Raw genomic sequence first — 26989 nt, 5'->3', positions numbered from 1 at the left:
CACTTTGCACCAGTTAGCTAGCAAACATACTGGCATCGATCGGTTTAATGTCGATCATCTGCTTAGGTTCATTGTCTAAACTTGGCATCAAGCCCATCAAACGCTCGGTGTACGGGTGCTGTGGATTATCGAATAGCTCGAAAATCTCGGCCTTTTCAACAATGCGACCGCCGTACATCACGGCCACGTCATCACACACTTCGGCAACAACACCAAGATCGTGAGTAATGAAGATCATCGCCATGCCAGTTTCTTCTTGAAGCTCATTCATTAACTCAAGAATAGACGCCTGTACCGTAACATCCAACGCCGTCGTAGGCTCATCACAGATAAGAATGTCGGGTTTACATGCCAATGCCATCGCAATCATCACACGCTGACGCATACCGCCAGACAAGTTGTGCGGATATTCATTCAAGCGTTTCTCTGGCATTGGAATTTTCACTTTCGCCAGCATTTCGATGGCGTAAGCTTCACGGTCTTTTTTACCCAATTCTGGGCGATGCAGCTCTAACACTTCACAGAGCTGACGACCAATAGAGTGTACAGGGTTCAGTGCCGTCATCGGGTCTTGGAAGATAATAGAGATGCGGTCGCCGCGCATGGCATACATTTCTGCCGCTGGAAGCGTAACAAGGTTGGTACCTCGATAATTAACTTCACCGTTGACGATATTGCCGTACGGCTTAGGCAACAGCCCCATGATCGACATCGATGTCACGCTCTTACCACTGCCTGATTCACCAACTAGACCAAGCGTACGACCAGCGCGAACGTCAAAGTTCACACCATGCAACACTTTTACCGGGCCATCGTCAGTGATGAATTCTACTTCTAAATCTTTAACGCTTAGGATTACATCGTTTTCCATAACACATCCTTACAGCTTGTATCTGTCATCAACAGCAATAACTGGGTCAAACGCTTTGCCTGATTTCATCGCTTTTTGAGTTGCTTTTTTCATGTCTTCGTCAAGCCAGAACACACCTAGACCAGGCGAAAAAGAGTTTGGGAATAAAGACGCTGAACGCTTTGTCATTGGACTCTCAGGATATTGCATCCAGCGCCAATGTCCTTCTCGAGTATATGGCACCATATAACCCGGAACGATGACAGAGGCGTCGATAACTTTAGATTGGATTTGGCGCGAAAGTGCCCGTTTTTTATCAAGGTCGAATTCCCCTTTAAACGCCATAATCAACTCGTCAAGCTCAGGTGAGCTATAATTCGTGTGATTATTTGGCTGCGGTTTATTCGCATTAAATGAGTGGAAATACTCCCAATAAGCAGGGACTTCTGCCGTACCCATGGTCAAAAATGCCACTTCATGCTTTTTATTCAAGATGTATTTAAAGGCAGAAGACCCATCCACGAGGTTCAGTGTGTACTCTAAGCCCGCTAGCTTAGCTTGCTCTTTCAAGTAAGACATTCGAGGGGTGTGCGTCGGGAAACTGTAAGTAATAGCAAAGCTCAAACGCTGACCTTTTTCATTCATACGAATGCCGTCTTCGCCGACCTTATCAAAACCAGCTTTAACGAAATACTCCACGGCTTTTTCAGGTTCAAACGTAGGTGCTTCAACATCGGTCAAATCATATTCCCCACGACCAACGCCAAGCGGGTTTGGTTTGCGAACGTAATCACCTCGAGTGAGTTTCTCGATCATACCGTCAAAGTCACTGGCCAACGTAATGCCTTTACGAACATTGATATCGCCCAACATTGGCTTAGCGGTATTGAGCCAAAGGCCACCGGCCCCCTCTGGATATTGGTTATAGCCCCAGAATTTATTGATATAGCCTTTTTGATACGGCGCAGACTGACTCTTGTCGTGCCACAATGTCGGCATGATCAATCCAAATGAGTCCAGTTTACCTTTCTCAAAGTGCTTCATCGCAATATCTGCATCACGAATGACAGTAAAACGAACTTTCTCTACGTTATAACGATTTTTGTAGTAGGAATTTGAATAGCCCCACCAATCTTCACCCACGTGTTTAAACGTAACGCTCTTACCTTTTTTCACTTTATCTAGGTAATAAGCAAACGTGGTCGGTTCACTCTTAAAGTTATACTTGCGAACAAAATTATCGTCGATACCATCGCCATTCTCATCTTTCGATGGGTTGGCATAGAAATGAGCAGGACGAGGGGTAAGAGATCCAAGGGTATACAAAAGATCTTCTTGGTTTTTTTCTGTCGCAGAAATAAAGGCCAGTGTATGGTCGTCATATTTTACGACATCCCCAATCACCTTGGTGTAGTAGTCATTGTACCAAGGTGCCACGATATCTTTAGAACGATAGAACTTAAGCATGAACACAAAGTCGTCAGCGGTCACAGGCTTGCCGTCAGACCATTGAGCTTTAGGATTCAATTTGAAATAAACGGTTTTGTTATCAGAACCAAACGCCCATTCGTTGGCAAGATCCGGAATCCACTCCAATGTATCTGGGTGTAAACTGACAAGGTTTGGCACATCATCAGCAAACCACCCACGAAACCCTGAGTTTGAATCTGGACCTACGCTGCGTAATGTTTGTGGAAAGCTATTTACGTAGGTTCGATAAGTGCCACCAAACTTGGCGTCTTCTGAGGCAAATAGGGGCTCATCCCAATTCGTTTGCCAATTTAAGTCTGTCGGTAGCGTTGCTGACATCACGCCAAAACTCAAAGCACTCAGCATCGGTGCTAAAAATAATTTGTTCATAAAACTTCCCTTTTTTATGTTCTTCTCACTGTGCTAGTCAAACCATTGCCGTTAAGCCTTTACAGTAAAGCATCATTGCTCAACCAACGGAATCAAACATAACGTGTGAATTTTTTCGGGTCGAATGCCGCTCGGATAGCTTCGCCAATGAAAGTCACCATGACCAAAACCAAAACAATCGAGCTAACAACGGATGCAACAATCCATGGAGAGTCCAAATTCGACTTACCCTGTTGCAACAGCTCACCCCAACTTGGTGTTGGCGGCATCAAGCCAAGGCCAAGGTAGTCTAGAGCCGTTAGCGCAGTGATGTTTGCCGCAATAGTAAATGGCGCCAACGTCACGATCATAACCATGGTATTAGGTAAAATGTGATTAAACAAAATACGTCCGGTCGATGCTCCTAACGCACGAGCAGCCATAACGTATTCACGAGCAGATTCTTTATAGGTCATGGTCCGCATATACCAAGTCATCCCCATCCAACCAAACAATACGTTAATCGCAACAAACAAAGTAAAGGTGGGGTGTACGATAGAGACTAAGATCATGATGACGTACAAAAATGGCACCATAGACCAAATTTCAATCAAGCGTTGAACAAACAGATCGAACTTGCCGCCCCAAAAGCCCATCGCACAACCTACTGCAGTACCGATTGCATACGACACGGCCATCGTTATCAATGCAAAACCCATTGCCGTTCGGAAACCGTAAACAAGACGAGCTAAAATATCTCGACCGATCACATCCGTTCCCAAATAGTGCTTATTCTCGGCATTTGGCGCGGTCGGTGGAAAATCACCACTGAAGTCTTGTTCATAAGGGTTCCAAGGAACGATTGGCAAGATAACGAAGTTATCCCCCCCTTCCGCTTCGAACACTTTTTGCAATTCTCGATAATTCGCTTCACTTGAAGACGCTTGGCCAAATTCACTGCCTAAACGGACATCACTCACCACCGGAAAGTAATAGCTGTCGTCGTATTTAACGACTAATGCTTTGCTATTAATCAGTAGTTCTGCAAAAAGAGATAAAACTAACATGGTGGTCAAAATCAAAAATGACCAATAACCGCGTTTGATTTCTTTAAAGTGACGGATCTTCTTTTGAGTTAACGGGCTAACTTTAATCATATTACGCTCCAAACTTCACACGTGGGTCGACTAAAGCAACACAAACATCGGAGATGATGTTGCCGATAAGCAGCAATACGGCATTGATCGCTACGATGCCCATGACGACTGGATAATCACGCTCCATGATAGATTCGTAGCCAAGCAGGCCAATACCATCAATATTAAAGATAACTTCAATAAGAAATGCGCCCGTCATAAAGAACAGTAAGGAGTTACCGAAGTGCGAGGCAATTGGGATTAAGCTATTACGAAGTGCGTGTTTGCGTACTGCTTTCTTAAATGGAAGACCTTTCGCAATTGCGGTACGAATATAATCTGACGATAAGTTTTCCATCAGGTTATTCTTCATCGTCATCGTTAACGTTGCAAAATCACCAATGAGGTAACAAATCAACGGCAGCACCGCGTGCCACATCACATCTTGTGCTCGCTCAAAGAATGTCTCGTAATCATCAAAATCATCACCAACAAAGCCCCCCATAGGGAACCATTCTAAGTGATAACTAAATAAAGTAATTAACAGGACACCGACCACATAACCTGGTAGCGCATAGCCGACAAAGATAAGAATAGAAGAGGTAGAATCAAACACAGAGCCATGCTTAAGCGCTTTATAGTAACCGAGAGGGATTGAGATGAAATAACTGATGAAGAACGTCATCCCCCCATAGAAAAGAGAGACTGGCAGGCGCTCTGCAATCATATCGGAGACGGGTTCGTAGTAACGAGTAGACTCACCGAGGTCTAATTGAACAAGTCGAGTCAACCAATCCACGTAAGCCTCAACCACAGGCTTGTCTAAACCATAAAATGCATTGAGCTCTGCGATTTGCTCGTCAGAAAGTGCGGTATTCCCACCAGCAGACGTCATTGAAGCTGCGCCATCTCCTTGCGCTTGCATTTGAGATAGCATGCGCTCAACTGGGCCGCCAGGTACAAAACGAGTAATGGCAAAAATAAGAATGGTGATCCCGAGAAACGTTGGTATGACCAACGCCAATCGGCGTAAAAAGTACGACAGCATATACAACTTGCTCCTTGTCTACTGTCCATTCAAGGTGGCTTCAATAAGGAAGTGCCAGCCTAAAAATGGGGCTTTTCTATACCGTAGTAACTAAGACTGTTGAAACACACTCCCTGAGTTTCAATAACTAGTTTTTTACACTACTGCAATAATGTCAGGCTCATATTTATCTTGAATCTTATGCCGCTTCAAGTGTTTGGCTTCAAAACATGACAAACTTCTGCTGACCTCGAAAAACTGAAATGTTTTTGTAAAAAATTATAAAAAACCACAAAAACAATTCATACAGAATATCAACCTAAGCAGATTAACACCCTCAACCTACATAAAAACGCAATTTCATAGAATAATTACACAAGTTTGTTCGGAATTATTTGACTCAATAATACAAATGAGCCCTGTCCCGACAACGGGTCTCATATTTTGATACCAACAATGCCTCAACAGACATCGCACTATTATTTAACAATTCACACACCGCAGAATTATCATCTAGTAAAGATAGGTAAATCAGTTTCATTACCCCACTTAGAAACCATAACCAAAATAAGTCGTTAATCTTTATAAGAAACACAAAATACGGTGTTTTTTTAAAATTTAATCTCGCTTTATAAGTGTATTACAAGGAAATATTCTGCGATTTATGTCACCTTTAGATTTTTACATCTTTTTTACATTTGCTTATCTCCTTTTACCACTGGTTTGACTTCCTTTTTTCATCTCAGGTATACATGGGACAAGCGTTAACGAAAATTTAACGTTACAAAGGTCGGAGATTGACCGACGCAGGGAATAATAAGAAACGGAGCAACAAGGATGTATAAAAACACAACCGCTTTGTCTGTTGCGATTAGTCTAGCTTTGGGAACAGTAGCAGTGGCCCCAATGGCAGCACAGGCAGAAGAGCAACAAGTCGAAAAACTGCAAAAAATGAAAGTTACTGGTTCGCGTCTAACGCGTGCATCTATGGAAGGAAGCACTCCAGTTGCAGTTATTGGTCGTGCAGAAATCGAACGCGCGGGCGATATTTCTATTGCTGATGTACTACGTAAATCTTCATTTAACTCTTTTGGTTCATACAGTGAGAGTTCTGGTAACTCGTGGCAGAGCCAAGCAACCATGTCTCTACGTGGTCTAGGTGCATCTCGTACACTGGTTCTGATTAACGGTAAGCGTCTGCCAGGTTCTGCAACCATGGGTGGCGGCGCAGCAAACTTGAACGTAATTCCAGCGGCAATCGTTGAACGAGTTGAAGTCATGGCTGACGGCGGCTCTGCGGTATACGGTTCTGACGCGGTTGCTGGTGTAGTCAACGTTATCCTTAAAGACGAATTTGATGGCATCAACGTAACGGTTGGTGCAGGTGTTCCATCACAAGATGGCGGCGACGAGCAGAACTTCTCTATCGTAACGGGTACATCAGGCGAAAAAGGCAATATCTATTTCTCTTTTGAACACGACTCTAAAGATGAAATCTACCTGCGTGATCGTGACTACCTAAGCTCAAAGAATACCGGTTCTGACAACTACTTTGATATGTCTGGTGTCAGTATCTACGGCCGAAACATTTATCATAATGGCGCACTAAAACCGATTGCTGGCTATGAAACCGATGCAAAGTGTGACCCATCAAAAGGCTTTGTCGGCATCACTGAATACCCAGGCTTAGGCCCAATGTGTGGTTACGACTACACCGCAGAAGCTGCGCAAACCGCCTCTCTTGAGCGTAATACAGTTTTCGTTAACGGTAACATTTTCCTAACCGATACCACGACATTCAACGCACAAATGCTATTGAGCCGTAACGAAAGTTTTGGTCGCTTTGCTCCTGCTGCGGGTTACTTTGAAATCGACCCTACGACGACCGGTGGCGAAGCATTTTTCGATGAGAATGGCTTAGATAAAACAAAAGGCCCTGCAAGTATTTACTACCGATTCACAGGTGTTGGCACTCGTGATACGACAGTAACTGACTTCCAAGCAGACATGAAAGCAGGCCTAGATGGTTCTTTCTACACTGACGGTTTCGGTGAAGTGATTTGGGAAGCAGGTTACCACTTGAACTACTCAAACAGTAATGAGCGTGGTACAGGCTACGTTCTACGTAACCCTGCGGAATCATTAGCGAACTCGGGTGAGTTTGTAAATGGTGAGTTCAGTGCGGATGCAACGGCCGATCTTGCGGCAACGACAGCACGTGAATCACAAATGGAAATGCACCAGTTTAACGGCGGACTGCAGTTCGACGTTGCTGAAGTCGGTGATATCACCATTCCTTTGTATGTGGGTGCTGAGATGACCACCTACGATTACTTTGACCAATACGATTCACAAAGTGAAGCAGGCAACATCATTGGTAGTGCTGGTAACTCAGCAGCAGGTGATCGTGAGACATACGCATTCTTCGCTGAATCTTTGGTTGCCTTTACCGATGAGCTAGAAATGAACGTCGCCGTCCGTTATGACCACTACAGTGATTTCGGTGGCGCAGTTTCGCCAAAAGCGTCTTTCCGTTACCAACCACTTGATAACCTAATGTTCCGCGCAGGTGCGGGCATGGGCTTCCGCGCACCATCTCTATCAAACCTTTATGGCGCGGACAGTGAATCAAATGACTACGCAAAAGACTACGTCTACTGTGAAGCAAATGGCATTTCTGATGCAGAGTGTCCAGAGAAACAGTACACAACGACACGTACGTCAAATGAAGATCTTGATGCAGAAACGTCAACATCATTTAACTTTGGTGTGAGCTACTCTCCAATCGAAGATCTGGGTCTAACTGTGGATTACTACAACATTCGCATTGAAGACACCATCGTAATGAACACCCTACAGAGTATGATCGACCAAGAGCGTAGCAGCGGTCAATCAAACCCGAACATCACTCGTGAAGGTGGCAGCACAGGTAACATCACTAGCGCTATCGTTCCACTATCAAACATTGGTGACCTTGAAACATCAGGTCTCGATCTGAAAGTGAACTACCTATACGACTTTGATGTAACTACTGTACGTTACGACTTCATGGGTTCTTATGTTCTTGATTACAGCAGCCCTGAATACGTAGGTGGCCCAACAAACAACAAAGTTGGCCGCAATGGTCTACCTGAGTACCGCTTCCAGACTGGTGTTGGCTTCAATATCCTGAGCGACCATGACATCTATGTATCTGCAGACTACATTGCGTCACAAGCGCAAGACGTCGATAAGAACTACAACAAGACCGGTAAGATTCCAAGCTACACCACATTCAACGTAGCCTACAACTACATGGCTCCTTGGGATGCAAAACTAACAGCAGGTGTGCGTAACCTAACTGACGAAGATCCAGCATTTGAAGCAGATGGCGTTACTTACAACGATGAGCTGTACAGCATTCAAGGCCGAGTATTCTTCGTGAACTACTCTCAAAACTTTTAATTAAAAACTTTGGCGCAGGAGCTTTTCCTGCGCCCTATTCGACTGACTTTTATACACTGACAAGGATGCAACTATGACGTTAAAGGAATTTGGCGTAAGTGCAGTTACTGCCGCGATTTTATCAGTAAGTAGCGCAGCAATGGCTGCCGACTCTGGTACGGTCGTCGCTAACCAAGCAAAAACCACGAAGTCCTCACAGGCTTCACAACAAAAAATCGACAACTATGCTGAAAGTGCAGAGACCATGTTGGCTGAATACAAAGGCCTACTGCGTCAAATCGACAGCATGAAAGTTTACAATGAGCAAATCAACCGTATGGTTCAATCTCAGCAAGGTGAACTGGATTCACTGAACAACCAGATTGCTCAAATCGATCAAACCGCGACAGAGGTGGTGCCTCTAACGTTGAAAATGATCGATGCCCTCGATGAATTCGTTACTTTAGACCTTCCATTCCAAAAAGAAGAACGTAACAAACGTGTGGTAGAACTTCGTGATCTCATGGATCGTGCAGACGTTACGACTTCAGAAAAATTCCGTAAAGTAATGGAAGCCTACCAAATCGAAGAAGGCTTCTCTCGCTCAATTGAATCTTACAAAGCTAGCCTAGAGCGTAACGGTGAGACCGTGACTTACGACTTCCTACGTATTGGTCGTACTGCGCTTCTATTCCAATCTCCGGATGGTGGTGAAACAGGCATGTGGAATCAACAAACCCGTCAGTGGGAATCGCTACCTGAAAACTACCGTATCGCTGTACAGCAAGGCCTTCGTATCGCTAAGAAACAAGCGCCACCAGCGCTGATCAAACTGCCTGTATTTGCTGGGGAGGAATAAGAAATGAAAGGATTCAAAACTCTAGCCGCTGGTTTGCTAGCGAGTTTATTCATGGTTTCTGGTGTGCAAGCAGAAACCCCTAAGAACTTATCTGAACTACTGAAAAACGTAAAATCAGAAAGTATTGTTGAATCAAAAGAAAACAAAGCTCGTGAAGCTGAGTTCAAAAACAACCGCGATCAACAAGCTGCGCTACTTGAAAAAGCTCGTGCAGAACTTGCCGCTCAACAAGCACTTGGTGATGAGCTAAAAGCCACGTTTGATGAAAACGACAAACAGCTAACCGACCTGACTGAAACACTTCGCGTTCGTTCAGGTACGTTAGGTGAAATGTTTGGCGTGGTTCGCCAATATGCAGGTGAATTCAAAGGTCTTTTTGCTGCATCACAAAATGCCGTGCAATTCCCTGAGCGTGACGCTTTGCTATCAAAGTTAGCCGAAAGTAAAGAGCTGCCATCAACACAAGAGCTTGAAGCGTTCTGGCACACTATCCTGCAGCAAGTTGTTGCTTCAGGTGAGACAACCACAACTCAAGCAACCGTTGTATACGGTGAGGGTAAAGAAGCTGTTCAAGACGTAACACTTGTTGGCGAGTTTAACGCAATCGCAGATGGCAAATACGTCACTTACGTCCCTCAGACGGGTAAGTTCGAAGAGCTGTCACGTCAACCAGCCAAAAACATCACTCGCCTAGTCGGCGGTTTTGAAGCAGCAGATGGCACATACGAACCACTATTTATTGACCCATCTCGTGGTGTGATTCTATCTCTACTAGTACAAAGCCCTACCGTTCAGGAGCGTATTGACCAAGGTGGTATCGTTGGTTACGTTATCCTCGCGATGGGTGCCGTTGGTGCATTGATTGCTCTCGTTTGTTACCTACGCCTATTGGTTATCGGTGGCAAAATGCGTAAGCAGGCTAAATCAGACACGGTTATTCCTGGCAACCCTCTGGGTGAAGTTATCCAAGCTTACCAAGAACACAAAGGTGATAACCTTGAAGATCTTGAAGCTAAACTGGACGAAATCATCCTACGTAACGCACCGAGCATCGAACGCTTTATCAGCTCAATCAAACTGTTTGCTTCTGTAGCGCCACTTCTAGGTCTACTAGGTACAGTTATGGGTATGATCGGTACGTTCCAAGCAATCACACTATTTGGTACAGGTGATCCGAAGCTAATGGCTGGCGGTATCTCAGAAGCACTTGTTACTACGATGCTTGGTCTGGTTGTCGCAATTCCTCTGCTGTTCCTGTACACAATCGTACACAGTAAAGGTCGTCGTTTGGTTCAAACTCTTGAAGAACAGAGTGCAGGCTTCATCGCTCGCTATCAGGAAAAACTGCATAAAGCCGAAAGCTAAGGAGGCATTATGTGGTGGTTAGTTGGAGAACTTGAATCAATTAGGCGCTTCTTGGGAATGGGTGGTGATGTACTCGTCGCCATCTTTATCCTCAGCTTCATGTTGTGGGCAGTATTGCTAGAACGCTGGTTTTACTTCGCTGCCGTCGCCCCAAGAGCAATGAAAAAAGCCGTTAGCTTTTGGGAAGATCGTTCAGAACATAAAAGCTGGAATGCAAAGATGATCCGACAAGAAATCGTTTCTCGTCAGGATATTGAGAATAAAAAGGGACTGCCAATCGTCAAAGTATTGATTGCACTTTGTCCCCTACTGGGTCTACTCGGCACCGTTGTTGGCATGATCCAAGTATTCGACATCTTAGCAGTGACAGGAACAGGAAGCCCTCGAGCAATGGCCTCGGGGATCTCAAAGGCAACAATCCCAACATTAGCCGGGATGGTGGCTTCTCTATCAGGACTTTTCTTTAGTACTCGTCTTGATCATTTAGCCAAAGTCACCACGCAGAAGCTTGAAGATAAGCTAAAGCACATTAGCTAAGTAAATGGGAATTGCCTGAGTAAACGGAATTAGAGGTATAGGTCATGAAGAGACGCTATAGCAGTGATAGCAGTGAAGAAGCCGCTATCGATATGACACCGATGCTGGACATCGTATTCATCATGTTGATCTTCTTTATCGTAACAACATCGTTCGTTAAAGAAGCCGGTCTAGAAGTAAATCGTCCTACGGCAAGCTCCGCGCAAACCGTGAAAAAAGGGAACATTATGGTTGCCATTGGTGCAGCTGGTGATGTTTGGGTGGATAAACGTCGTATTGAAGTCGACGCGGTTCGAGCCAACATCGAACGCCTACGTGCAGAGAGCCCTGATGGTGCCGTTGTTATTCAAGCGGATACCGAATCAAACGCGGGCGTAGTCGTGAAAGTAATGGACCAGATCAAGATGGCGGGTGTAGAAAGCATCTCCATTGCCGCAACGAATAAGGATTAAGCTTATGCGGTATCTGGCCTCCATTGCACTGGCGCTCGTTGTCTCCCTCGGATTGTTCTGGGGGATGGACAAGCTAGTAAATAAAGAGCGCCACGAGCTAGTGTCGGATGATGATCTCCGTATGGTGGAATTCATTCGCATTAAACCGGACGAAAAAATACAGGAGAAAAAACGCGAACTTCCGAAACCACCACCGCCTAAGCGTCCGCCGCCACCACCTGAAATGAAGGTGACGTCGACAGTTAAACCGGTGATGGATCAAATTCCGATGGATATGCCTAAGTTGGATCTACCCGTGAACGTAACAGGGGGATCCGTACTTGGTCACTACGCTCAAGGTGGTGCCAAACTGGCTGGCGGAGGGGGTCCTGTACCTCTTGCAACATTCCAACCGCAGATGCCACGTAAAGCAGCACGAGCGGGAATTGAAAAAGGAATTGTATTAGTAGAATTTACCGTCAATGAGCGTGGAGCAGTGCAAGATGTAAAAGTCTTGAAAGAATCTCCTCGTAAGTTGGGCTTGGGTAAAGCCGCGAGAAAAACCGTCTCTAAGTGGACCTTTAAACCAAAAATGGTTGATGGAAAAGCAGTGACTTCTCGTCTATCCCAAGAAATCGAGTTCTCTACTAACTAAGGAGTCGCAACATGAAAGCATATACAAAATTGTTGGCTTCTCTGGTGTTTATTTCAGGCGCGTATTGCGCGCCTGCTTTTGCCAGTAACCCTGAGTTGTCTGACAGAACGTTCCGTACGGTAAACAAAGTTCAAGAACTTATCGCTGAGGAAAAGTACTCTCAAGCAATTGAGAAGTTAAATGCAGCATTGAAAGGTTCAAGCAAAAAACAATACGACAAAGCCGTTTTACTTCAGCAGATGGGGTTTCTTTATTCATTAAAAGACAACTACCCTAAAGCCGCAAAGTACTTTGCCGATGCCTTGAAGCTCGATGCGCTGCCCGTACCAGTAGCCCAGCAAGTTCGTTATAGTCTGGCGCAGTTATACCTCGCAGAGGGACAATTTAGAAAGTCCGTCAACACGATGAATGAGTGGTTTAAAATTTCGGAAACGACCGAAGAAAAGCCACAAGCACACGCATATATCACACTTGCGAGTGCCTACATTCAGCTAGAGGATTACAAAAATGCGATTCCGCCGACCAAAAAAGCGATCGCAATGAGTAAGAACCCTAGTGAGTCTTGGTATCAGCTTCTGATGTCAGCACACTATGAGCTAAAACAGTTCAAAAGTGTGGCCGGTGTGCTGAAAATTTTGACCACCAAGTATCCACAAAATAAGCGCTACTGGACCCAGCTATCTGGTATTTACATGGAGTTAAATCAAGAGCGAAATGCCCTCTCTACTTTAGAGATGGCCTATAAACTAGGTCTACTGGAAGAAGAGAAAGAGTACTTACGTTTGGTAAACTTCCAAGCTTATCAAGGTGTTCCTTTCCGCGCAGCAAAGACGATGCAAACGTCGATGGATGAGGGCAAGATCACGCGTGATGCTAAAAACTTAGAGAAGTTGGCTTCTTTCTGGCAACAAGCACAGGAGTTAGATAAGTCGATTGAGACCTATGTAGCTGCTTACAAGTTAGCCCCAAAAGCAAAAACGCAGATCAAGATCGCTCGTTTAATGATTCTCGACAAGCAGTACTCTGCCGCAACTAAGTTTGCTAAAAATGCGGCACCAGATGCGAAACGTGATGATAAAGGTGAACTGAATTACATTCGAGGCATGGCGTATTTCGAATTGAATCAGCCAAGCAATGCGCTTAAAGCAATGAAGAGTGCAGCGCAATCTCCGGACATGAAAGCTGTCGCGGGTCCTTGGATCAATTTCCTTGAATCACAGGGCTAAACGGACATTGCTGCTTAAATACACGATCTTTTGATTGAGTATAATAAGATTAAGTGTGAGTCAGTCGCACGCCTGGGGAAGTGAAAGCTTCCCCTTTTTTCATTCTTACGTTCATTTTTCACTGACAACACAGATCCCAAAGATCGGCTAGCAACCGCTCGGAGATCATGATACTCTTCGCCTCCATTTTTCTGGCGGGTTTATCACCAATCTCAACATGTTTGGTGGAGAAATCATCAAAGCCAGTGCTATCGTTAACGATGTCGATACTTTCTTTCGGCATTCACTCAATCCAACCAATAGTGGAACAGTACAATGGGCAAAGGTACTCTCTATATCGTATCTGCACCTAGCGGCGCAGGTAAATCTAGCTTGATCTCAGCAATGTTGGAACGTAACCCAACATACGCAATGAAAGTGTCTGTGTCTCATACTACTCGTGGTATGCGCCCTGGTGAAGAAAACGGTACCCACTACCACTTTGTCGCCAAAGAAGAGTTCGAAACTTTGATTGCACAAGGTGATTTCCTCGAATACGCGGAAGTGTTTGGAAATTACTACGGCACATCGCGTGTATGGATTGAAGAAACGCTAAATAAAGGTATCGATGTATTCTTAGATATCGATTGGCAAGGCGCGCGTCAAATTCGCGAACAAATGCCAGAAGCAAAAAGCATTTTCATCCTACCACCATCAAATGGTGAGCTAGAGCGCCGTCTTACCACTCGTGGACAAGACAGCGATGAAGTCATCGCAAAACGCATGGCAGAAGCTAAGTCAGAAATCTCTCACTACAATGAGTATGATTATGTCATCGTAAATGATGATTTTGACACTGCTCTAATGGATTTCAAAGCAATCCTACGTGCAGAGCGATTGAAAGAAGAAAAGCAAGCGGCTAAATACAAAGGCATGCTTGACGCTCTTCTAGCAGAGTAAGACTGCTCTACCCTCACGTGATGTTGGAATGGGATCTCCCCAGATGTACATCATGGCAGGTAAAAAGAATAAATTTCTGCTTCTTTATTTCGGTAAGGAAGCATATATTGCTTATACAGTTACATGTCTTAACGCTAGTAAATAACACGCTAAGACTGTATACTTTCTCGTCATTCAAAATTTAGTTAACTATTTGGAGTCCTCATGGCACGCGTAACTGTTCAAGACGCTGTTGAAAAAGTTGGCAACCGTTTCGACCTAGTACTGATTGCGGCTCGCCGCGCTCGTCAAATGCAAACTGGCGGTAAAGATGCACTAGTGCCAGAAGAGAACGATAAGCCAACGGTTATCGCTCTACGCGAAATCGAAGAAGGTTTAATTACTAAAGAAGTTCTAGACGCTCGTGAACGTCAAGAGCAACAAGAACAAGAAGCGGCAGAGCTAGCGGCAGTAAGCAGCATCGCTCACAACCGTTAATTCTGACTTTAGAATTCAACAACCTCCCGGGCCTATAATTTGTATCTATTTGATAGCCTCAAAGACGTTGCCCAAGAATACCTAACAGAGCCTCAAATTGAGGCTCTGCGTCAATCTTATGTGGTAGCGCGAGATGCCCATGAAGGGCAAACCCGTTCAAGCGGGGAACCGTACATTATCCACCCTGTCGCAGTGGCTCGTATCTTGGCCGAAATGCGCCTCGATATTGAAACCCTCCAAGCAGCTTTATTACATGACGTCATCGAAGACTGTGATGTATCCAAAGAAGATCTCGAAGAGAAGTTTGGTACTACGGTCGCTGAGTTGGTTGATGGCGTATCGAAACTGGACAAACTCAAATTCCGCGACAGAAAAGAAGCTCAGGCAGAAAACTTTCGCAAGATGGTTCTTGCTATGGTGCAAGACATCCGCGTTATCCTGATCAAACTGGCTGACCGCACACACAATATGCGTACGTTAGGCGCCCTACGCCCTGACAAAAAACGCCGCATTGCTCGTGAAACTCTTGAGATATACTCACCGCTTGCCCACCGACTTGGCATCCACAATATCAAGACTGAACTCGAAGAACTTGGTTTTGAGGCACTTTACCCAAATCGCTATCGAGTACTAAAAGAAGTGGTGAAAGCCGCTCGTGGTAATCGTAAAGAGATGATCCAACGCATCCACAGCGAAATCGAAGGTCGCCTTGAAGATGTCGGCTTGAATGCTCGCGTACTTGGTCGTGAGAAAAACCTGTTCTCCATCTACAACAAGATGAAAACCAAAGAGCAGCGTTTCCACACCATCATGGATATCTACGCGTTCCGAGTGGTTGTTGATACAGCAGATACTTGTTATCGGGTGCTAGGCCAAGTTCATAGCTTGTATAAGCCTCGTCCTGGCCGCATGAAAGATTACATCGCCGTACCAAAGGCGAATGGCTACCAATCTCTGCACACTTCAATGGTTGGCCCACACGGCGTACCTGTCGAAGTACAAATCCGTACTGAAGATATGGATCAAATGGCAGACAAAGGTGTTGCCGCTCATTGGTCTTATAAAGATAAAGGTGAGCGTTCAGGCACGACCGCGCAAGTAAAAGCACAGCGTTGGATGCAAAGCCTACTCGAACTGCAACAAAGCGCGGGTAACTCATTCGAATTCATTGAAAACGTAAAATCCGATCTATTCCCAGATGAGATTTACGTCTTCACACCAAAAGGTCGTATCGTTGAACTCCCTCTCGGCGCCACTGCCGTAGATTTTGCTTATGCCGTACATACGGATGTTGGCAATTCTTGTGTTGGCACTCGTGTTGACCGCAACCCTTACCCACTTAGTAAGGCGCTTAAAAACGGTCAGACGGTAGAGATCATCAGTGCGCCTGGTGCGCGTCCAAATGCAGCTTGGTTAAACTATGTCGTAACTTCACGTGCTCGCACTAAGATTCGTCAAGTATTGAAAACCATGCGTCGTGAAGAATCGATTACGTTAGGCCGCCGTCTACTTAATCACGCACTTGGTCGCCACTCAATTGATTCAATCTACCCAGAAAACATTCAAGAAGTGCTCACCGATCTCCGCTTAGAAAGCGTCGATGACTTGTTAGCAGCGATTGGTTTGGGTGAATTGATGAGCATCGTCATTGCGCGTCGCCTACTCGGTGATACCGATGAGTTGACGACCACCAGCTCGATTCCAAACGATTCAAGCAAGAAACTGCCGATTCGCGGAGCAGAAGGGCTACTGCTGACCTTTGCAAATTGTTGTCATCCAATACCGGATGACCACATCATTGCTCATGTATCTCCAGGTCGTGGTCTTGTTGTTCACCGTGAAACGTGTCCAAACGTACGCGGTTACCAAAAAGAGCCTGACAAATACATGGCTGTCGCTTGGTCTGAGGATTACGATAAAGAGTTCATCGCTGAGCTGAAAGTCGACATGCTCAATAATCAAGGTGCGCTAGCAGAGCTGACTAACGTCATTTCGAAAACCGGCTCAAACATTCATGGCCTTTCTACCGAAGAGCGTGATGGACGTTTGTATACGGTGACCGTGCTGCTCACCACGAAAGATCGTGTCCACCTTGCAGGCATTATGCGTAAAATCAAAGCCATGCCACAAGCGACGCGAGTTAGACGCAGAAAGAACTAACCTTAATCGCCACTCAATCACATTGGGTGGCGATTTTTTATATCCCTTTATATTATGAATTTAGAACGTTACAACCGCATTCACCAAGTGCTCAAGGCACGTCAAACTGACCTTACTCTTTGTCTAGAAGAAGTCCATAAGCCGAATAACGTCTCCGCCGTGATCCGAACGGCTGATGCAACAGGTCTGCACAAAGTTCACGCGATTTGGCCAGATAAAATGCGTACCCTTACCCACACCTCAGCAGGTGCTCGAAATTGGGTGGAAGTAGAAACGCACAACACCATTGAAACGGCCATTACTGAGCTAAAAGCACAAGGTATGCAGGTATTGGTCACCAACCTATCCGATACCGCCGTTGATTTTCGCGACATCGACTACACTAAGCCAACCGCAATTATTCTTGGTAGCGAAAAAGTTGGCGCATCTGAGCAAGCGAAAAAATTAGCCGATCACGACATCATCATCCCAATGATTGGTATGGTGCAGTCTTTGAACGTATCAGTCGCCAGTGCCGTAATCCTCTACGAAGCACAGCGTCAGCGTGAAGCTGCAGGCATGTACAACCGTGAAGAAAGTGCACTACCAAAAGAGACCATCAACCGTATTCTGTTTGAGCGTGGCCATCCAGTACTGGCTAAAGTCGCCAAGCGCAAAGGGTTAGATTACCCTCAACTTGATGATGAAGGTCAGATCATTGCCGATGAGGCGTGGTGGAAAGAGATGCAAAGTAAATAACCCAGAATACATAACGCTTCGCTCACGGAATACCGATGACTCCACTTCCGTATTCCGTATTCCGTATTCCGTATTCCGTATTCCGTATTCCGTATTCCGTATTCCGTATTCCGTAATATCTAAGTAAAACCCCTCAATACTATCAATCTTTTCCTGTACAAAAACACAGCTCAATGGTTAACATACCTATACGTTAACTATTTTTCGAGCTCTCTATGTCTGCCCAAATGTTATCTGCTGTTCCTTTAAGTTCTCTCTCTGGAGTTGGCGCGAAAGTCGCAGAAAAACTCGCCAAAGTTGGCTTACATAGTGTCCAAGATTTATTGTTCCACCTTCCTCTTCGCTACGAAGATCGCACCCGTATTTATCCTATCGCCAAACTGCACGCGGGGCTTTGGGCTGCGGTACAAGGTAGGGTTATGGCTGTCGATACCATTTTTGGCAAACGCAAAATGCTAACGGTAAAAATAAGCGACGGAAACGGTACCATCACCCTACGTTTTTTCAATTTTACTGCCGCGATAAAAAATAATTTTTCACAAGGTAAGTTAGTACATGCTTACGGTGAAGTTAAGCGTGGCGGTATAGGGCTAGAGATTGTTCACCCTGACTACAAGTTTTATGTCAGTGAACAAAAGCCGGATGTGGAACAGAGCTTAACCCCAGTTTATCCAACCACCGACGGATTGCGTCAAATCACTTTGCGTAACCTAACGGAACAAGCCTTAGCGCTACTCGATAAAGCGGCGGTACAAGAGCTGCTGCCATCCGGTTTGTACGATCACCAAATTACCATGTCCCAAGCGCTGCACACCATTCATCGCCCACCACCAAGCATTAACGTCGACGAATTTGATGAGGGCAAACATCCTGCGCAAATTCGTTTAATCATGGAAGAATTATTGGCGCAGAACCTCTCTATGCTTGCCGTGCGCAGCAAAGGACAACAAGACGTCGCATTACCCTTGGCATCGTGTGAACATCTTAAAAATCAACTCCTTGCTCAACTGCCATTCTCACCGACCAATGCACAAGCTCGTGTCGTCAAAGAAATTGAAGCTGACTTAGAAAAAGCGCACCCAATGATGCGTCTCGTACAAGGTGATGTAGGTTCAGGAAAAACTTTGGTGGCGGCGCTAGCGGCGGTCAGAGCCATTGAGCACGGCTACCAAGTCGCACTCATGGCACCGACAGAACTGCTTGCTGAGCAGCACGCGATTAACTTCGCAAACTGGTTTGAGAAAATGGGCGTAAAAGTCGGTTGGCTTGCCGGCAAACTAAAAGGTAAAGCCAAAGAGACGGAACTTGCACGTATCGCCAGTGGTGAAGCACAAATGGTGGTCGGAACGCATGCTTTATTCCAAGAGCATGTCGAATTCCACCACCTCGCTTTGGTGATTATTGATGAACAACACCGTTTTGGGGTTCATCAACGATTAGAACTGCGTGAGAAAGGAGCAAAGCAAGGTGCTTATCCACATCAGCTTATCATGACGGCAACTCCGATCCCACGGACGTTGGCGATGACCGCATATGCTGATTTAGAGACCTCCGTCATTGATGAACTGCCACCCGGTCGAACGCCTATTCAGACCGTTGCTATTCCAGATACCAAACGTGACGATATCGTTGAGCGTGTGCGCAATGCCTGCTTAAACGAGGGCAAACAAGCGTATTGGGTGTGTACCTTGATTGATGAATCCGAAGTACTGGAAGCCCAAGCTGCGGCAGATACCGCAGAGGAGTTGCAACGTAAACTGCCCGACGTAAAAATTGGCTTGGTACATGGACGAATGAAGCCGGCGGAGAAGCAGGCCGTCATGCAAGACTTCAAGGACAACAAGCTACATTTATTAGTAGCAACAACCGTTATTGAAGTGGGTGTTGACGTGCCGAATTCTAGCTTGATGATCATCGAAAACCCAGAGCGCTTAGGTTTGGCCCAGTTACACCAGTTAAGAGGCCGTGTTGGTCGGGGTTCAGTCGCCAGCCATTGTGTACTGCTGTACCACTCTCCGCTATCCAAAACGGCGCAAAAGCGTTTAGGCGTATTGCGAGAGAGTAACGATGGGTTTGTCATTGCACAAAAAGACTTAGAGATCCGTGGACCTGGTGAGCTACTCGGGACCAAACAAACTGGCTTGGCAGACTTTAAGATTGCTGATTTAGTGAGAGATCAACGCCTGATCCCAGAAGTTCAACGCATAGCTCGATACATTCATGATAACTACCCAGCGAATGCGAACGCGATCATCGACCGCTGGCTAGGCGAACGAGACATCTACTCGAAAGCATAGCAGCGGCTACCGATTTTATATGCTATCTAACCGCAACTCGGGATAATCTAAGCAATGTAGACTTTCTTATCCCGAATTGAGGTTATCTAGTTTCAATATTTACCTCAGTCCTGCAGACAGCGTTCTGTAAGACTAGTTTCATATACACCAATTCTTCCTACCTATCTCTCATTGAACCTAACATCATTCGACTTTATGGTTGAATTGCGCCAAGTTGTACCTTTCCTAAAAACCATTTGCCATCAAGGATAGATGCATGAACAAAAGCAAACGGCTTGCAGTCACAGCAGTAACCATTGCCGCGTTATACACCACTCCGGTTTTCGCAAAGGATCAGCAAAACGCTCCTCTCACATCCGCAGAGCTCTTTTCAAAAAGTTCCGCCTACTTCAACCCCAAAATATCTCCAGACGGTAAGCATTTAGCATTCGAATCGAACATTGATGGCAAAGACGCCTTGGTCATTCTCAATGCTAAAACCATGCAACCAAGCAGTGTGTTACGTTTTAATGGCAATGAACAAGTCGGTGATTATTATTGGATTAATAACGAGCGTGTCGTTGCCTCGAAAGAGTATCTAAAAAGTTGGTCAACCGCTCCAGTAAGTTATGGCGAATTAGTATCAGCCAATGTTGACGGGAAAAAATACGCCTACATCTTTGGTTATAATCCGCCAAAATCAAGTAAGTTGATACGTTCAGCCTCCATCGTCAAAGCGTTTGGTCATGTCTTAGATATCTTGCCCGATGATGACCGACACATCTTGGTGTCCGCATTGCCTATTGGCGATTACAAATTTGATATAGAAAGACCAAGTGAAGTCTATCGAGTCAATGTTTACAATGGGCGACGCTCTAAAATAACTACATCTCCAGTAGGATTTAGTCGTTTTCTGACCGATCATAATGGCGAGGTACGCTTTGTTTCTGGTCTCAATAGCAAAAATAAAGTGGAACTTTATTATCGTGTCAATGAGCAATGGAGAAGCTCTGACAAGATCCAATCATTAAAGAGCTTCAAAGAGTTTTACCCCATCTCTTTTGGCAGTAATCAAGACTCTGTTTATGCTGCCGTCAGTTACAAAGGGGAGCCAAGAGCGGTCCATCACCTAAATTTAAAAACAGGTGAAAGCACAAAAGTCGCATCCGATGCGAGCGTCGATCCAAAAAACTACTGGCTTGATCCAGATTCAAAACAGCTTTATGCGGTGGAGTTTGAGAGCGATTATCCAACCTATGCCTTTGTCGATCCCAAAAACAAGCGCAGTGAATATCTCCAACAAATCCTTACCTCCCTACCCGGACACCAAGTTAGATTAGTCAGTGAAACCGATGCGGGTGACGCCTATGTCATTATGGCATTCAATGACCGAAATCCTGGTGATTACTACTTATTTACGACGCAACCAAAAGAAATACGCTATTTATTTTCGGCCAGAGAATGGTTAGATCCTGCGAAAATGGCGGAAGTAAAACCGGTCGAATTCACCAGTCGTGATGGAAAACGCATCACGGGATATCTCACTCTGCCACCCAATGCCGAACCGAAAAAACTCCCACTCATCGTCAACCCACATGGAGGGCCTCATGGGCCAAGAGATTGGTGGGAATTTCGCGAAGAAAACCAGTTTCTTGCCAGTCATGGCTATGCGGTATTACAAGTCAACTTCCGCGGCAGTGGTGGCTTTGGCAAACAATTTGAAGAAGCTGGCTACCGAAAATGGGGCACGAACATTCAATATGACATTATTGATGCCACCAAGCACATCATCAGCGAAGGCATTGCAGACAAACAGCGAGTGTGTATTTCAGGTGGGAGCTTTGGTGGATACAGCGCGCTTAAATCGGCGAGCATCGCACCAGACTTGTTTCAGTGTGCGGTCGGCACAGCCGGTGTTTATGATCTTGAATTGATGTTCAAAGAGGGAGATGTTCCAGATAGTAAAATGGGGCTCAGCTACTTAACCGAAGTCCTCGGAGAAGACCCGAAAATCCTCAAAGCGATGTCGCCAACGCATAATGCAGACAAACTCAAGTCTGCGATCCTACTCGTTCATGGTGGCAAAGATCAACGCGCCCCTATCGAACAATTTAATGCGATGACAAAAGCGTTGGACAACATTAAATACCCTTATGAGGCGTTTGTTCTCGATGACGAGGGACACGGTTTTTACAAAGATGAGCATCGAGCGAAATATTACGCTCATGTGCTCAACTTCTTTGATAAGCATTTGAAAAACTAAACATCCTAAAAATAAAAGGCGATACCCTCGGTGTTATCGCCTTTTATTTTTCTGAATAAAGCAAACGTTTGCTTTTTGGCAAAATCCCTCTATAATCCCGCACAAAATTTGTGGTGTGCTCCTTGTCACACCAAACCAATCTGAGTTGACGCTGATTAACAGCAATCACAGGTAATAACGTCAACTCCGCCTAGTACTCCCATTCAGCGAGTTCTGGGTAAACTTTTTTGCGACTAGCGAGACAAACAATGACAACTTCAAACCGACCTTCGGAATTGGTCTATCAACTCAATGACCGTCCACCATTACCTCAGACTATTTTTGCTGCACTTCAGCACTTATTGGCAATGTTCGTGGCCGTCATTACACCATCCTTGATTATCTGCCAATCTTTAGGCGTACCTGCTGAGCAGACCAACACCATCATTAGCATGTCGTTGTTTGCATCTGGCGTGTCTTCTTTTATTCAAATTCGCACTTTCGGCCCAATCGGTTCAGGGCTGTTGTCTATACAAGGCACGAGCTTCAATTTCTTAGGCCCAATTATTGGTGCAGGCCTGTCACTGCAAGCTGGCGGCGCGGATCTTAATACCATGATGGCCGCTATATTCGGCACCATTTTAGTCGCTTCATTTGCTGAGATTTTTCTTTCACGAGTTCTAGAGCACGCACGTCGAATCATTACACCTTTGGTATCGGGTATTGTCGTGACACTGATTGGTCTAACGCTGATTCAAGTCGGCTTGGTATCAATGGGCGGTGGCTATGCGGCAATGAGCGACGGTTCGTTTGGTAGCCTAGATAAGCTGGCATTAGCAGGAACCGTACTGGGTTTAATCGTCATTTTGAACCGCTCTAAAAACCCATATCTTCGCGTTGCTTCCATCGTGATTGCTATGCTGGTAGGTTACGTGATGGCTTACTTCATGGGCATGGTGGATACCTCAAAACTGGGACAGACGGACCTCATTGCTCTACCAATTCCAATGCAATACGGCCTTGGTTTTGACTGGTCACTGTTCATTCCACTTGTGTTGATTTTCTTTATCACAGCCCTAGAAGCGATTGGCGACATCACCGCAACATCTGAAGTCTCTGGTGAGCCAGTGAAAGGGCCAATCTACATGAAGCGTATCAAAGGTGGCGTGTTAGCTGACGGTCTAAACTCTGCGATTGCCGCCGTATTCAATAGCTTCCCTAACTCTACATTCAGTCAAAACAACGGCATCATTATGCTGACTGGCGTAGCAAGTCGCTATGTGGGCTACTTCATTGCCGGTATGTTGGTGATTCTTGGTTTGTTCCCGGGCGTAGCGAGTTTCGTTCAGTTGATTCCTGAGCCCGTATTAGGTGGCGCAACCATCGTTATGTTTGGCACGATTGCCGCAGCAGGTGTGCGCATTATTTCTCGTGTAGAACTCGACCGCCGTGCGATTCTCATCATGGCACTGTCATTTTCAATGGGTCTAGGCATTGCACAAAAACCTGAAATTCTTCAGTTCATGCCAGACTTTATTAAGAGTATCTTCTCAACGGGTGTTGCGGCAGGTGGTATCACCGCGATCATATTGAATCTCCTGCTTCCAGAAAAATTGGAAGAAGACACTGAAGAGCTTGTCACTCAAGAAGTAAAATCGTCTTAACTTTATACTGAATATCGGGATGTCAGGTAGCCCAACCACTATTTCGGTTGGGCTTTTTTTCTCTCGATGCTCGCGGTTTCCAATATTTATTTTGTAGGGAAACTAATTTGCGCGATCAGGCCGCCTTCACTGCGATTTCGGATGATCACCGAGCCAGAATGTTGGCTGACAATACGCTTTACAATAGCCAGCCCTAACCCTGTCCCCTCACTACCGCGAGCCGTATCACCGCGTGTAAACGGTTCAAACAACTTCGCAATTTGTGAGGGCTCGATCCCTGGGCCATTGTCTTCGACACACACCCACACCAATTGCTTGTCCGCCGTGGTGCCCGTACTAACTTTTACCCAGCCATTTCCATAACGTAACGCATTGACCACCAAGTTACTCACAGCGCGCTTGATAGCAATCGGACTGCCTTTCGCGGTTGGTATGTTCGCGTTCAAATCCGTCTCAATTTCTACTTCATAGCCGCCCTCCGAAGTCGCGACATCACTAGTGATCGTATTGATGTCCACTTGCTCAAACGACTCTTTATTGACGGGTTTGAGGTAATCCATAAACTGACTGATGATTTCGTTACACTCTTCCGTATCGCTAATGATCCCCTCCGCCAAATAGCTGTCTTCTGGTGACATCATTTCTGTCGCAAGACGGATTCGAGTCAATGGCGTACGCAAATCGTGACTGATCCCAGCCATTAAAAGTGCTCTATCTTCTTCCAGTTCTTGGATACCTTTCGACATTTGATTAAATGCCCGAGTCACAGAGCGGATCTCTGACGCTCCTTTTTCTGGTAATGGTGGTGGGATTTCCCCTCGCCCAACCCCCTTTGCCGCTTTCTCTAATTCGATTAACGGACGGTTTTGCAAACGAATGAATAACCAACCGCCCGCGATGATCAGTAGCGCCATCATCAAACTATTACGAAATAGCGGAGCAAAATCTTCTTCTTGCAGTTCAGACAGAGGAACTCGAATGATGGAATTTGGCAACTCGTCGATGCGCATCCATAAAATGTAGCTTTCACTGCCCAGCAACAGTCGTACTTCAGTCGGAGAACCAAGCTCTTGGCTCATTTCTTCCGACATTAAATCGATCGACATGGCGTGATTGAATTCATTCATCATTTCGCTATCGACGCTATGAACCGTCACGCCCAAGTTTTCAAGCAATTGATGGCGTAATGGCGCATCCGATTTCAATAAACCGTCTTCATCAAGCACCAAATTTAATTCATGAGCGAGTATTTTGTTGAACTGTTGCAGGCTTGGCATCAACGCATAGTTAAAAACGGCGTAATAAGAAAAGACTTGGCTAGCGAGGAGCAAAGAGACGAACAGTAGAATGGATTGTGTAAATGAACTTCGGATTCGCATGGGGAGTCCCTAATAGAGCGTTCCTGATGGAGAGCCTTAATCGCGAGGTTTCCGTCCCTCTCGTCAAAAGAGTAAACAGCGAAAGAGCGGAGTGTGAATAACCGAGTACCGGTCGATAACATTACCCAGTAAGTAAAACACCCAAGCGACGAAAGAATCGAACATCATTGTCGTGGCTTGGGCATATACTTGGCATGTAAACGTGATTACGCTTCTTTGCCGTCTGGAACGAAGACGTAACCTAAGCCCCACACAGTTTGAATATAGCGTGGTTTACTTGGATCATCTTCTAACATACGGCGTAGGCGAGAAATCTGGACGTCAATAGAACGCTCCATTGCTGAGTACTCACGACCACGAGCCATGTTCATCAACTTATCGCGCGACATTGGCTCACGAGCATTCGTAACCAAGGCTTTAAGTACCGCAAATTCACCTGAAGTCAGTGGCATTGCCTCTTCACCGCGGAACATCTCGCGAGTACCTAGATTCAGACGAAATTCACCAAACTCAACCACTTTCTCTTCCGTACTTGGCGCGCCCGGCAGTTCAACCGTTTGACGACGCAGTACCGCTTTAATTCGAGCCAAAAGCTCACGCGGGTTAAACGGCTTTGGTAGGTAATCATCTGCGCCGACCTCAAGACCGACAATGCGGTCGACTTCATCACCTTTTGCTGTCAGCATAAGAATTGGCAACATGTTGTTCGCATGACGTAGACGTCGACAAATCGAAAGTCCATCCTCACCCGGCAACATTAAGTCCAAAACCATAAGGTGGAAGTTTTCACGAGTCAGAAGACGGTCCATCTGTTCGCCGTTAGCTACACTTCTCACCTGAAAACCTTGCTCAGAAAGGTAACGCTCCAACAGCGCACGTAAACGAGCATCGTCATCGACCACTAATATTTTATGATTTTCCTGCATTGAAACATCCTTTCAAAGGCATCTGTTGTCAAAAATGTATCACTGTTTTTTCAAACGTGCTTGTGCAAATTGTTACTCTTTTTATCTTAAACACGCTTTTGATGAATAATTTCGACGCCGACCATCAAATTTCTCACACTCACAAGAATTTACAGTTAGCTAGCTTCAAGGCTAATATGATGAATAGAATCCAAAAATAGCTGATGTCTCTCTGATGAAAACCAATCTAATTACCCGTGAGGGCTACAATCGCCTAAAAACCGAGCTCGATTTTTTATGGCGAGAAGAACGACCTGAAGTCACCAAAAAAGTCACTTGGGCGGCAAGTTTGGGCGACCGAAGTGAAAATGCGGATTATCAGTATAATAAAAAACGCCTTCGTGAAATTGACCGTCGAGTCAGGTATTTACGAAAACGTCTCGAACAAGTAAAAGTCGTGGATTTCGATCCTCAGCAAGAGGGCAAAGTCTTTTTTGGCGCTTGGGTAGAAATTGAAAACGAAGCGGGCGACGTGAAAAGCTTCCGCATTGTTGGACCCGATGAAATCTATGGCGATGCAAAAGGTTACATTTCGATTGATTCTCCGATGGCACGCGCGCTACTAAAAAAAGAAGTCGATGACGAGTTCAGCGTAAAAACGCCCGAGGGCTTTAAAGAATGGTTTATAAATAGCATTCGCTATCAAGCCGAAGAACAGTAATTCTTCTGAGCCGATAGTTTGACCGCGGATACACACCAAAAAGATAGAAAAAATAAGCGGTAGAAAGATAAACCTTAAAAAATAAACCATAGAAAAAACCGCATTCTCAGATGCGGTTTTTGTGTTATAGCAAAGATGTA

At 45.4% G+C, this 26989-nt stretch carries 22 protein-coding genes; 15 read left to right on the top strand and 7 right to left on the bottom strand.

The genetic code is table 11. The features are described 5' to 3' along the window. Positions 1 to 13 precede the first annotated feature (13 nt). From VA249_RS00835 to VA249_RS00820, 4 genes are all read right to left on the bottom strand, one after another. Positions 14 to 871, bottom strand: coding sequence for an ABC transporter ATP-binding protein (locus VA249_RS00835; RefSeq protein WP_221068497.1), 858 nt, complete (start codon positions 869 to 871; stop codon positions 14 to 16). A 9-nt stretch (positions 872 to 880) separates the two neighbouring features. Further along, positions 881 to 2710, bottom strand: coding sequence for an extracellular solute-binding protein (locus VA249_RS00830; RefSeq protein ID WP_221068496.1), 1830 nt, complete (start codon positions 2708 to 2710; stop codon positions 881 to 883). Between the two features lie 92 nt (positions 2711 to 2802). Next, positions 2803 to 3846: an ABC transporter permease gene (locus VA249_RS00825; RefSeq protein ID WP_221068495.1), complete on the bottom strand. Its 1044-nt coding sequence runs from the start codon at positions 3844 to 3846 to the stop codon at positions 2803 to 2805. A gap of 1 nt (position 3847) precedes the next feature. Beyond that, the gene (locus VA249_RS00820; protein ID WP_221068494.1) at positions 3848 to 4873 is read right to left on the bottom strand and encodes an ABC transporter permease subunit; all 1026 of its coding nucleotides are present in this window, start codon (positions 4871 to 4873) and stop codon (positions 3848 to 3850) included. 816 nt (positions 4874 to 5689) lie between these two features. On the opposite strand from VA249_RS00820, the gene VA249_RS00815 reads away from it, so the two are divergent. The 7 genes from VA249_RS00815 (at position 5690) to VA249_RS00785 (ending at position 13348) form a co-directional block, all read left to right on the top strand. After that, positions 5690 to 8296 carry a TonB-dependent receptor plug domain-containing protein gene (locus VA249_RS00815; RefSeq protein WP_221068493.1) on the top strand — a complete coding sequence of 869 codons (2607 nt, stop codon included), beginning with the start codon at positions 5690 to 5692 and terminating at the stop codon, positions 8294 to 8296. Positions 8297 to 8369: 73 nt separating this feature from the next. Beyond that, a complete protein-coding gene (locus VA249_RS00810; RefSeq protein WP_128811986.1) occupies positions 8370 to 9134 on the top strand; it encodes a DUF3450 domain-containing protein in 765 nt (254 codons plus the stop codon). A gap of 3 nt (positions 9135 to 9137) precedes the next feature. Next, a complete protein-coding gene (locus VA249_RS00805; protein WP_221068492.1) occupies positions 9138 to 10499 on the top strand; it encodes a MotA/TolQ/ExbB proton channel family protein in 1362 nt (453 codons plus the stop codon). Between the two features lie 9 nt (positions 10500 to 10508). Continuing rightward, entirely contained in the window at positions 10509 to 11036 is a 528-nt protein-coding gene (locus tag VA249_RS00800; protein WP_128811990.1) for a MotA/TolQ/ExbB proton channel family protein, read from the top strand. A gap of 44 nt (positions 11037 to 11080) precedes the next feature. After that, the gene (locus tag VA249_RS00795) at positions 11081 to 11488 is read left to right on the top strand and encodes an ExbD/TolR family protein (RefSeq protein ID WP_128811991.1); all 408 of its coding nucleotides are present in this window, start codon (positions 11081 to 11083) and stop codon (positions 11486 to 11488) included. 4 nt (positions 11489 to 11492) lie between these two features. Then, positions 11493 to 12122 carry an energy transducer TonB gene (locus VA249_RS00790; protein ID WP_128811992.1) on the top strand — a complete coding sequence of 210 codons (630 nt, stop codon included), beginning with the start codon at positions 11493 to 11495 and terminating at the stop codon, positions 12120 to 12122. A gap of 11 nt (positions 12123 to 12133) precedes the next feature. Further along, positions 12134 to 13348, top strand: coding sequence for a tetratricopeptide repeat protein (locus VA249_RS00785; RefSeq protein WP_221068491.1), 1215 nt, complete (start codon positions 12134 to 12136; stop codon positions 13346 to 13348). A gap of 118 nt (positions 13349 to 13466) precedes the next feature. Here VA249_RS00785 and VA249_RS00780 read toward each other — a convergent pair whose 3' ends face one another. After that, on the bottom strand, positions 13467 to 13631 hold the full coding sequence (locus VA249_RS00780; protein ID WP_211916559.1) for a hypothetical protein: 165 nt from the start codon (positions 13629 to 13631) through the stop codon (positions 13467 to 13469). Positions 13632 to 13663: 32 nt separating this feature from the next. Between VA249_RS00780 and gmk the strand changes: the two genes are divergently transcribed. The 7 genes from gmk to VA249_RS00745 all read left to right on the top strand — a co-directional run bounded on the left by gmk (position 13664) and on the right by VA249_RS00745 (position 23844). Continuing rightward, the gene (gene gmk, locus VA249_RS00775; RefSeq protein WP_128811994.1) at positions 13664 to 14287 is read left to right on the top strand and encodes a guanylate kinase; all 624 of its coding nucleotides are present in this window, start codon (positions 13664 to 13666) and stop codon (positions 14285 to 14287) included. A gap of 204 nt (positions 14288 to 14491) precedes the next feature. Then, the gene (gene rpoZ, locus VA249_RS00770; protein WP_005379346.1) at positions 14492 to 14764 is read left to right on the top strand and encodes a DNA-directed RNA polymerase subunit omega; all 273 of its coding nucleotides are present in this window, start codon (positions 14492 to 14494) and stop codon (positions 14762 to 14764) included. Positions 14765 to 14803: 39 nt separating this feature from the next. Continuing rightward, positions 14804 to 16924 carry a bifunctional GTP diphosphokinase/guanosine-3',5'-bis pyrophosphate 3'-pyrophosphohydrolase gene (spoT, locus tag VA249_RS00765; protein WP_128811995.1) on the top strand — a complete coding sequence of 707 codons (2121 nt, stop codon included), beginning with the start codon at positions 14804 to 14806 and terminating at the stop codon, positions 16922 to 16924. Positions 16925 to 16978: 54 nt separating this feature from the next. Beyond that, positions 16979 to 17662, top strand: coding sequence for a tRNA (guanosine(18)-2'-O)-methyltransferase TrmH (gene trmH / locus VA249_RS00760; RefSeq protein WP_128811996.1), 684 nt, complete (start codon positions 16979 to 16981; stop codon positions 17660 to 17662). A gap of 215 nt (positions 17663 to 17877) precedes the next feature. Further along, positions 17878 to 19959 carry an ATP-dependent DNA helicase RecG gene (gene recG / locus VA249_RS00755; protein WP_211915585.1) on the top strand — a complete coding sequence of 694 codons (2082 nt, stop codon included), beginning with the start codon at positions 17878 to 17880 and terminating at the stop codon, positions 19957 to 19959. Between the two features lie 256 nt (positions 19960 to 20215). Then, a complete protein-coding gene (locus VA249_RS00750; RefSeq protein ID WP_221068490.1) occupies positions 20216 to 22201 on the top strand; it encodes a S9 family peptidase in 1986 nt (661 codons plus the stop codon). 248 nt (positions 22202 to 22449) lie between these two features. Next, complete coding sequence (locus tag VA249_RS00745; RefSeq protein ID WP_164837230.1) at positions 22450 to 23844, top strand: uracil-xanthine permease family protein; 1395 nt, start codon at positions 22450 to 22452, stop codon at positions 23842 to 23844. Between the two features lie 86 nt (positions 23845 to 23930). On the opposite strand, the gene envZ is transcribed toward VA249_RS00745, so the two are convergent. Both envZ and ompR read right to left on the bottom strand, forming a co-directional pair. Beyond that, entirely contained in the window at positions 23931 to 25223 is a 1293-nt protein-coding gene (envZ, locus tag VA249_RS00740) for a two-component system sensor histidine kinase EnvZ (RefSeq protein WP_221068489.1), read from the bottom strand. A 206-nt stretch (positions 25224 to 25429) separates the two neighbouring features. Then, positions 25430 to 26149 (bottom strand): osmolarity response regulator transcription factor OmpR, encoded by a 720-nt coding sequence (ompR, locus tag VA249_RS00735; protein ID WP_045460431.1) that lies wholly within the window; start codon positions 26147 to 26149, stop codon positions 25430 to 25432. A gap of 214 nt (positions 26150 to 26363) precedes the next feature. Between ompR and greB the strand changes: the two genes are divergently transcribed. Beyond that, positions 26364 to 26849 carry a transcription elongation factor GreB gene (greB, locus tag VA249_RS00730; protein WP_211915587.1) on the top strand — a complete coding sequence of 162 codons (486 nt, stop codon included), beginning with the start codon at positions 26364 to 26366 and terminating at the stop codon, positions 26847 to 26849. Positions 26850 to 26989 lie beyond the last annotated feature (140 nt).

The organism is Vibrio alfacsensis (genome assembly GCF_019670485.1).
GTDB classification, from domain to species: domain Bacteria; phylum Pseudomonadota; class Gammaproteobacteria; order Enterobacterales; family Vibrionaceae; genus Vibrio; species Vibrio alfacsensis.
This window is presented reverse-complemented; position numbering and strand designations above follow the sequence as displayed.

Coding starts and splice junctions, on each gene's coding strand:
- ompR (WP_045460431.1), bottom strand. CDS start 26,149: ATGCAGGAAAATCATAAAATATTAGTGGTCGATGACGATGCTCGTTTA.
- rpoZ (WP_005379346.1), top strand. CDS start 14,492: ATGGCACGCGTAACTGTTCAAGACGCTGTTGAAAAAGTTGGCAACCGT.
- VA249_RS00820 (WP_221068494.1), bottom strand. CDS start 4,873: ATGCTGTCGTACTTTTTACGCCGATTGGCGTTGGTCATACCAACGTTT.
- VA249_RS00830 (WP_221068496.1), bottom strand. CDS start 2,710: ATGAACAAATTATTTTTAGCACCGATGCTGAGTGCTTTGAGTTTTGGC.
- VA249_RS00810 (WP_128811986.1), top strand. CDS start 8,370: ATGACGTTAAAGGAATTTGGCGTAAGTGCAGTTACTGCCGCGATTTTA.
- VA249_RS00745 (WP_164837230.1), top strand. CDS start 22,450: ATGACAACTTCAAACCGACCTTCGGAATTGGTCTATCAACTCAATGAC.
- VA249_RS00835 (WP_221068497.1), bottom strand. CDS start 871: ATGGAAAACGATGTAATCCTAAGCGTTAAAGATTTAGAAGTAGAATTC.
- recG (WP_211915585.1), top strand. CDS start 17,878: ATGTCTGCCCAAATGTTATCTGCTGTTCCTTTAAGTTCTCTCTCTGGA.
- gmk (WP_128811994.1), top strand. CDS start 13,664: ATGGGCAAAGGTACTCTCTATATCGTATCTGCACCTAGCGGCGCAGGT.
- VA249_RS00805 (WP_221068492.1), top strand. CDS start 9,138: ATGAAAGGATTCAAAACTCTAGCCGCTGGTTTGCTAGCGAGTTTATTC.
- trmH (WP_128811996.1), top strand. CDS start 16,979: ATGAATTTAGAACGTTACAACCGCATTCACCAAGTGCTCAAGGCACGT.
- greB (WP_211915587.1), top strand. CDS start 26,364: ATGAAAACCAATCTAATTACCCGTGAGGGCTACAATCGCCTAAAAACC.
- VA249_RS00795 (WP_128811991.1), top strand. CDS start 11,081: ATGAAGAGACGCTATAGCAGTGATAGCAGTGAAGAAGCCGCTATCGAT.
- VA249_RS00800 (WP_128811990.1), top strand. CDS start 10,509: ATGTGGTGGTTAGTTGGAGAACTTGAATCAATTAGGCGCTTCTTGGGA.
- VA249_RS00825 (WP_221068495.1), bottom strand. CDS start 3,846: ATGATTAAAGTTAGCCCGTTAACTCAAAAGAAGATCCGTCACTTTAAA.
- envZ (WP_221068489.1), bottom strand. CDS start 25,223: ATGCGAATCCGAAGTTCATTTACACAATCCATTCTACTGTTCGTCTCT.
- VA249_RS00815 (WP_221068493.1), top strand. CDS start 5,690: ATGTATAAAAACACAACCGCTTTGTCTGTTGCGATTAGTCTAGCTTTG.
- VA249_RS00790 (WP_128811992.1), top strand. CDS start 11,493: ATGCGGTATCTGGCCTCCATTGCACTGGCGCTCGTTGTCTCCCTCGGA.
- VA249_RS00785 (WP_221068491.1), top strand. CDS start 12,134: ATGAAAGCATATACAAAATTGTTGGCTTCTCTGGTGTTTATTTCAGGC.
- VA249_RS00750 (WP_221068490.1), top strand. CDS start 20,216: ATGAACAAAAGCAAACGGCTTGCAGTCACAGCAGTAACCATTGCCGCG.
- VA249_RS00780 (WP_211916559.1), bottom strand. CDS start 13,631: ATGCCGAAAGAAAGTATCGACATCGTTAACGATAGCACTGGCTTTGAT.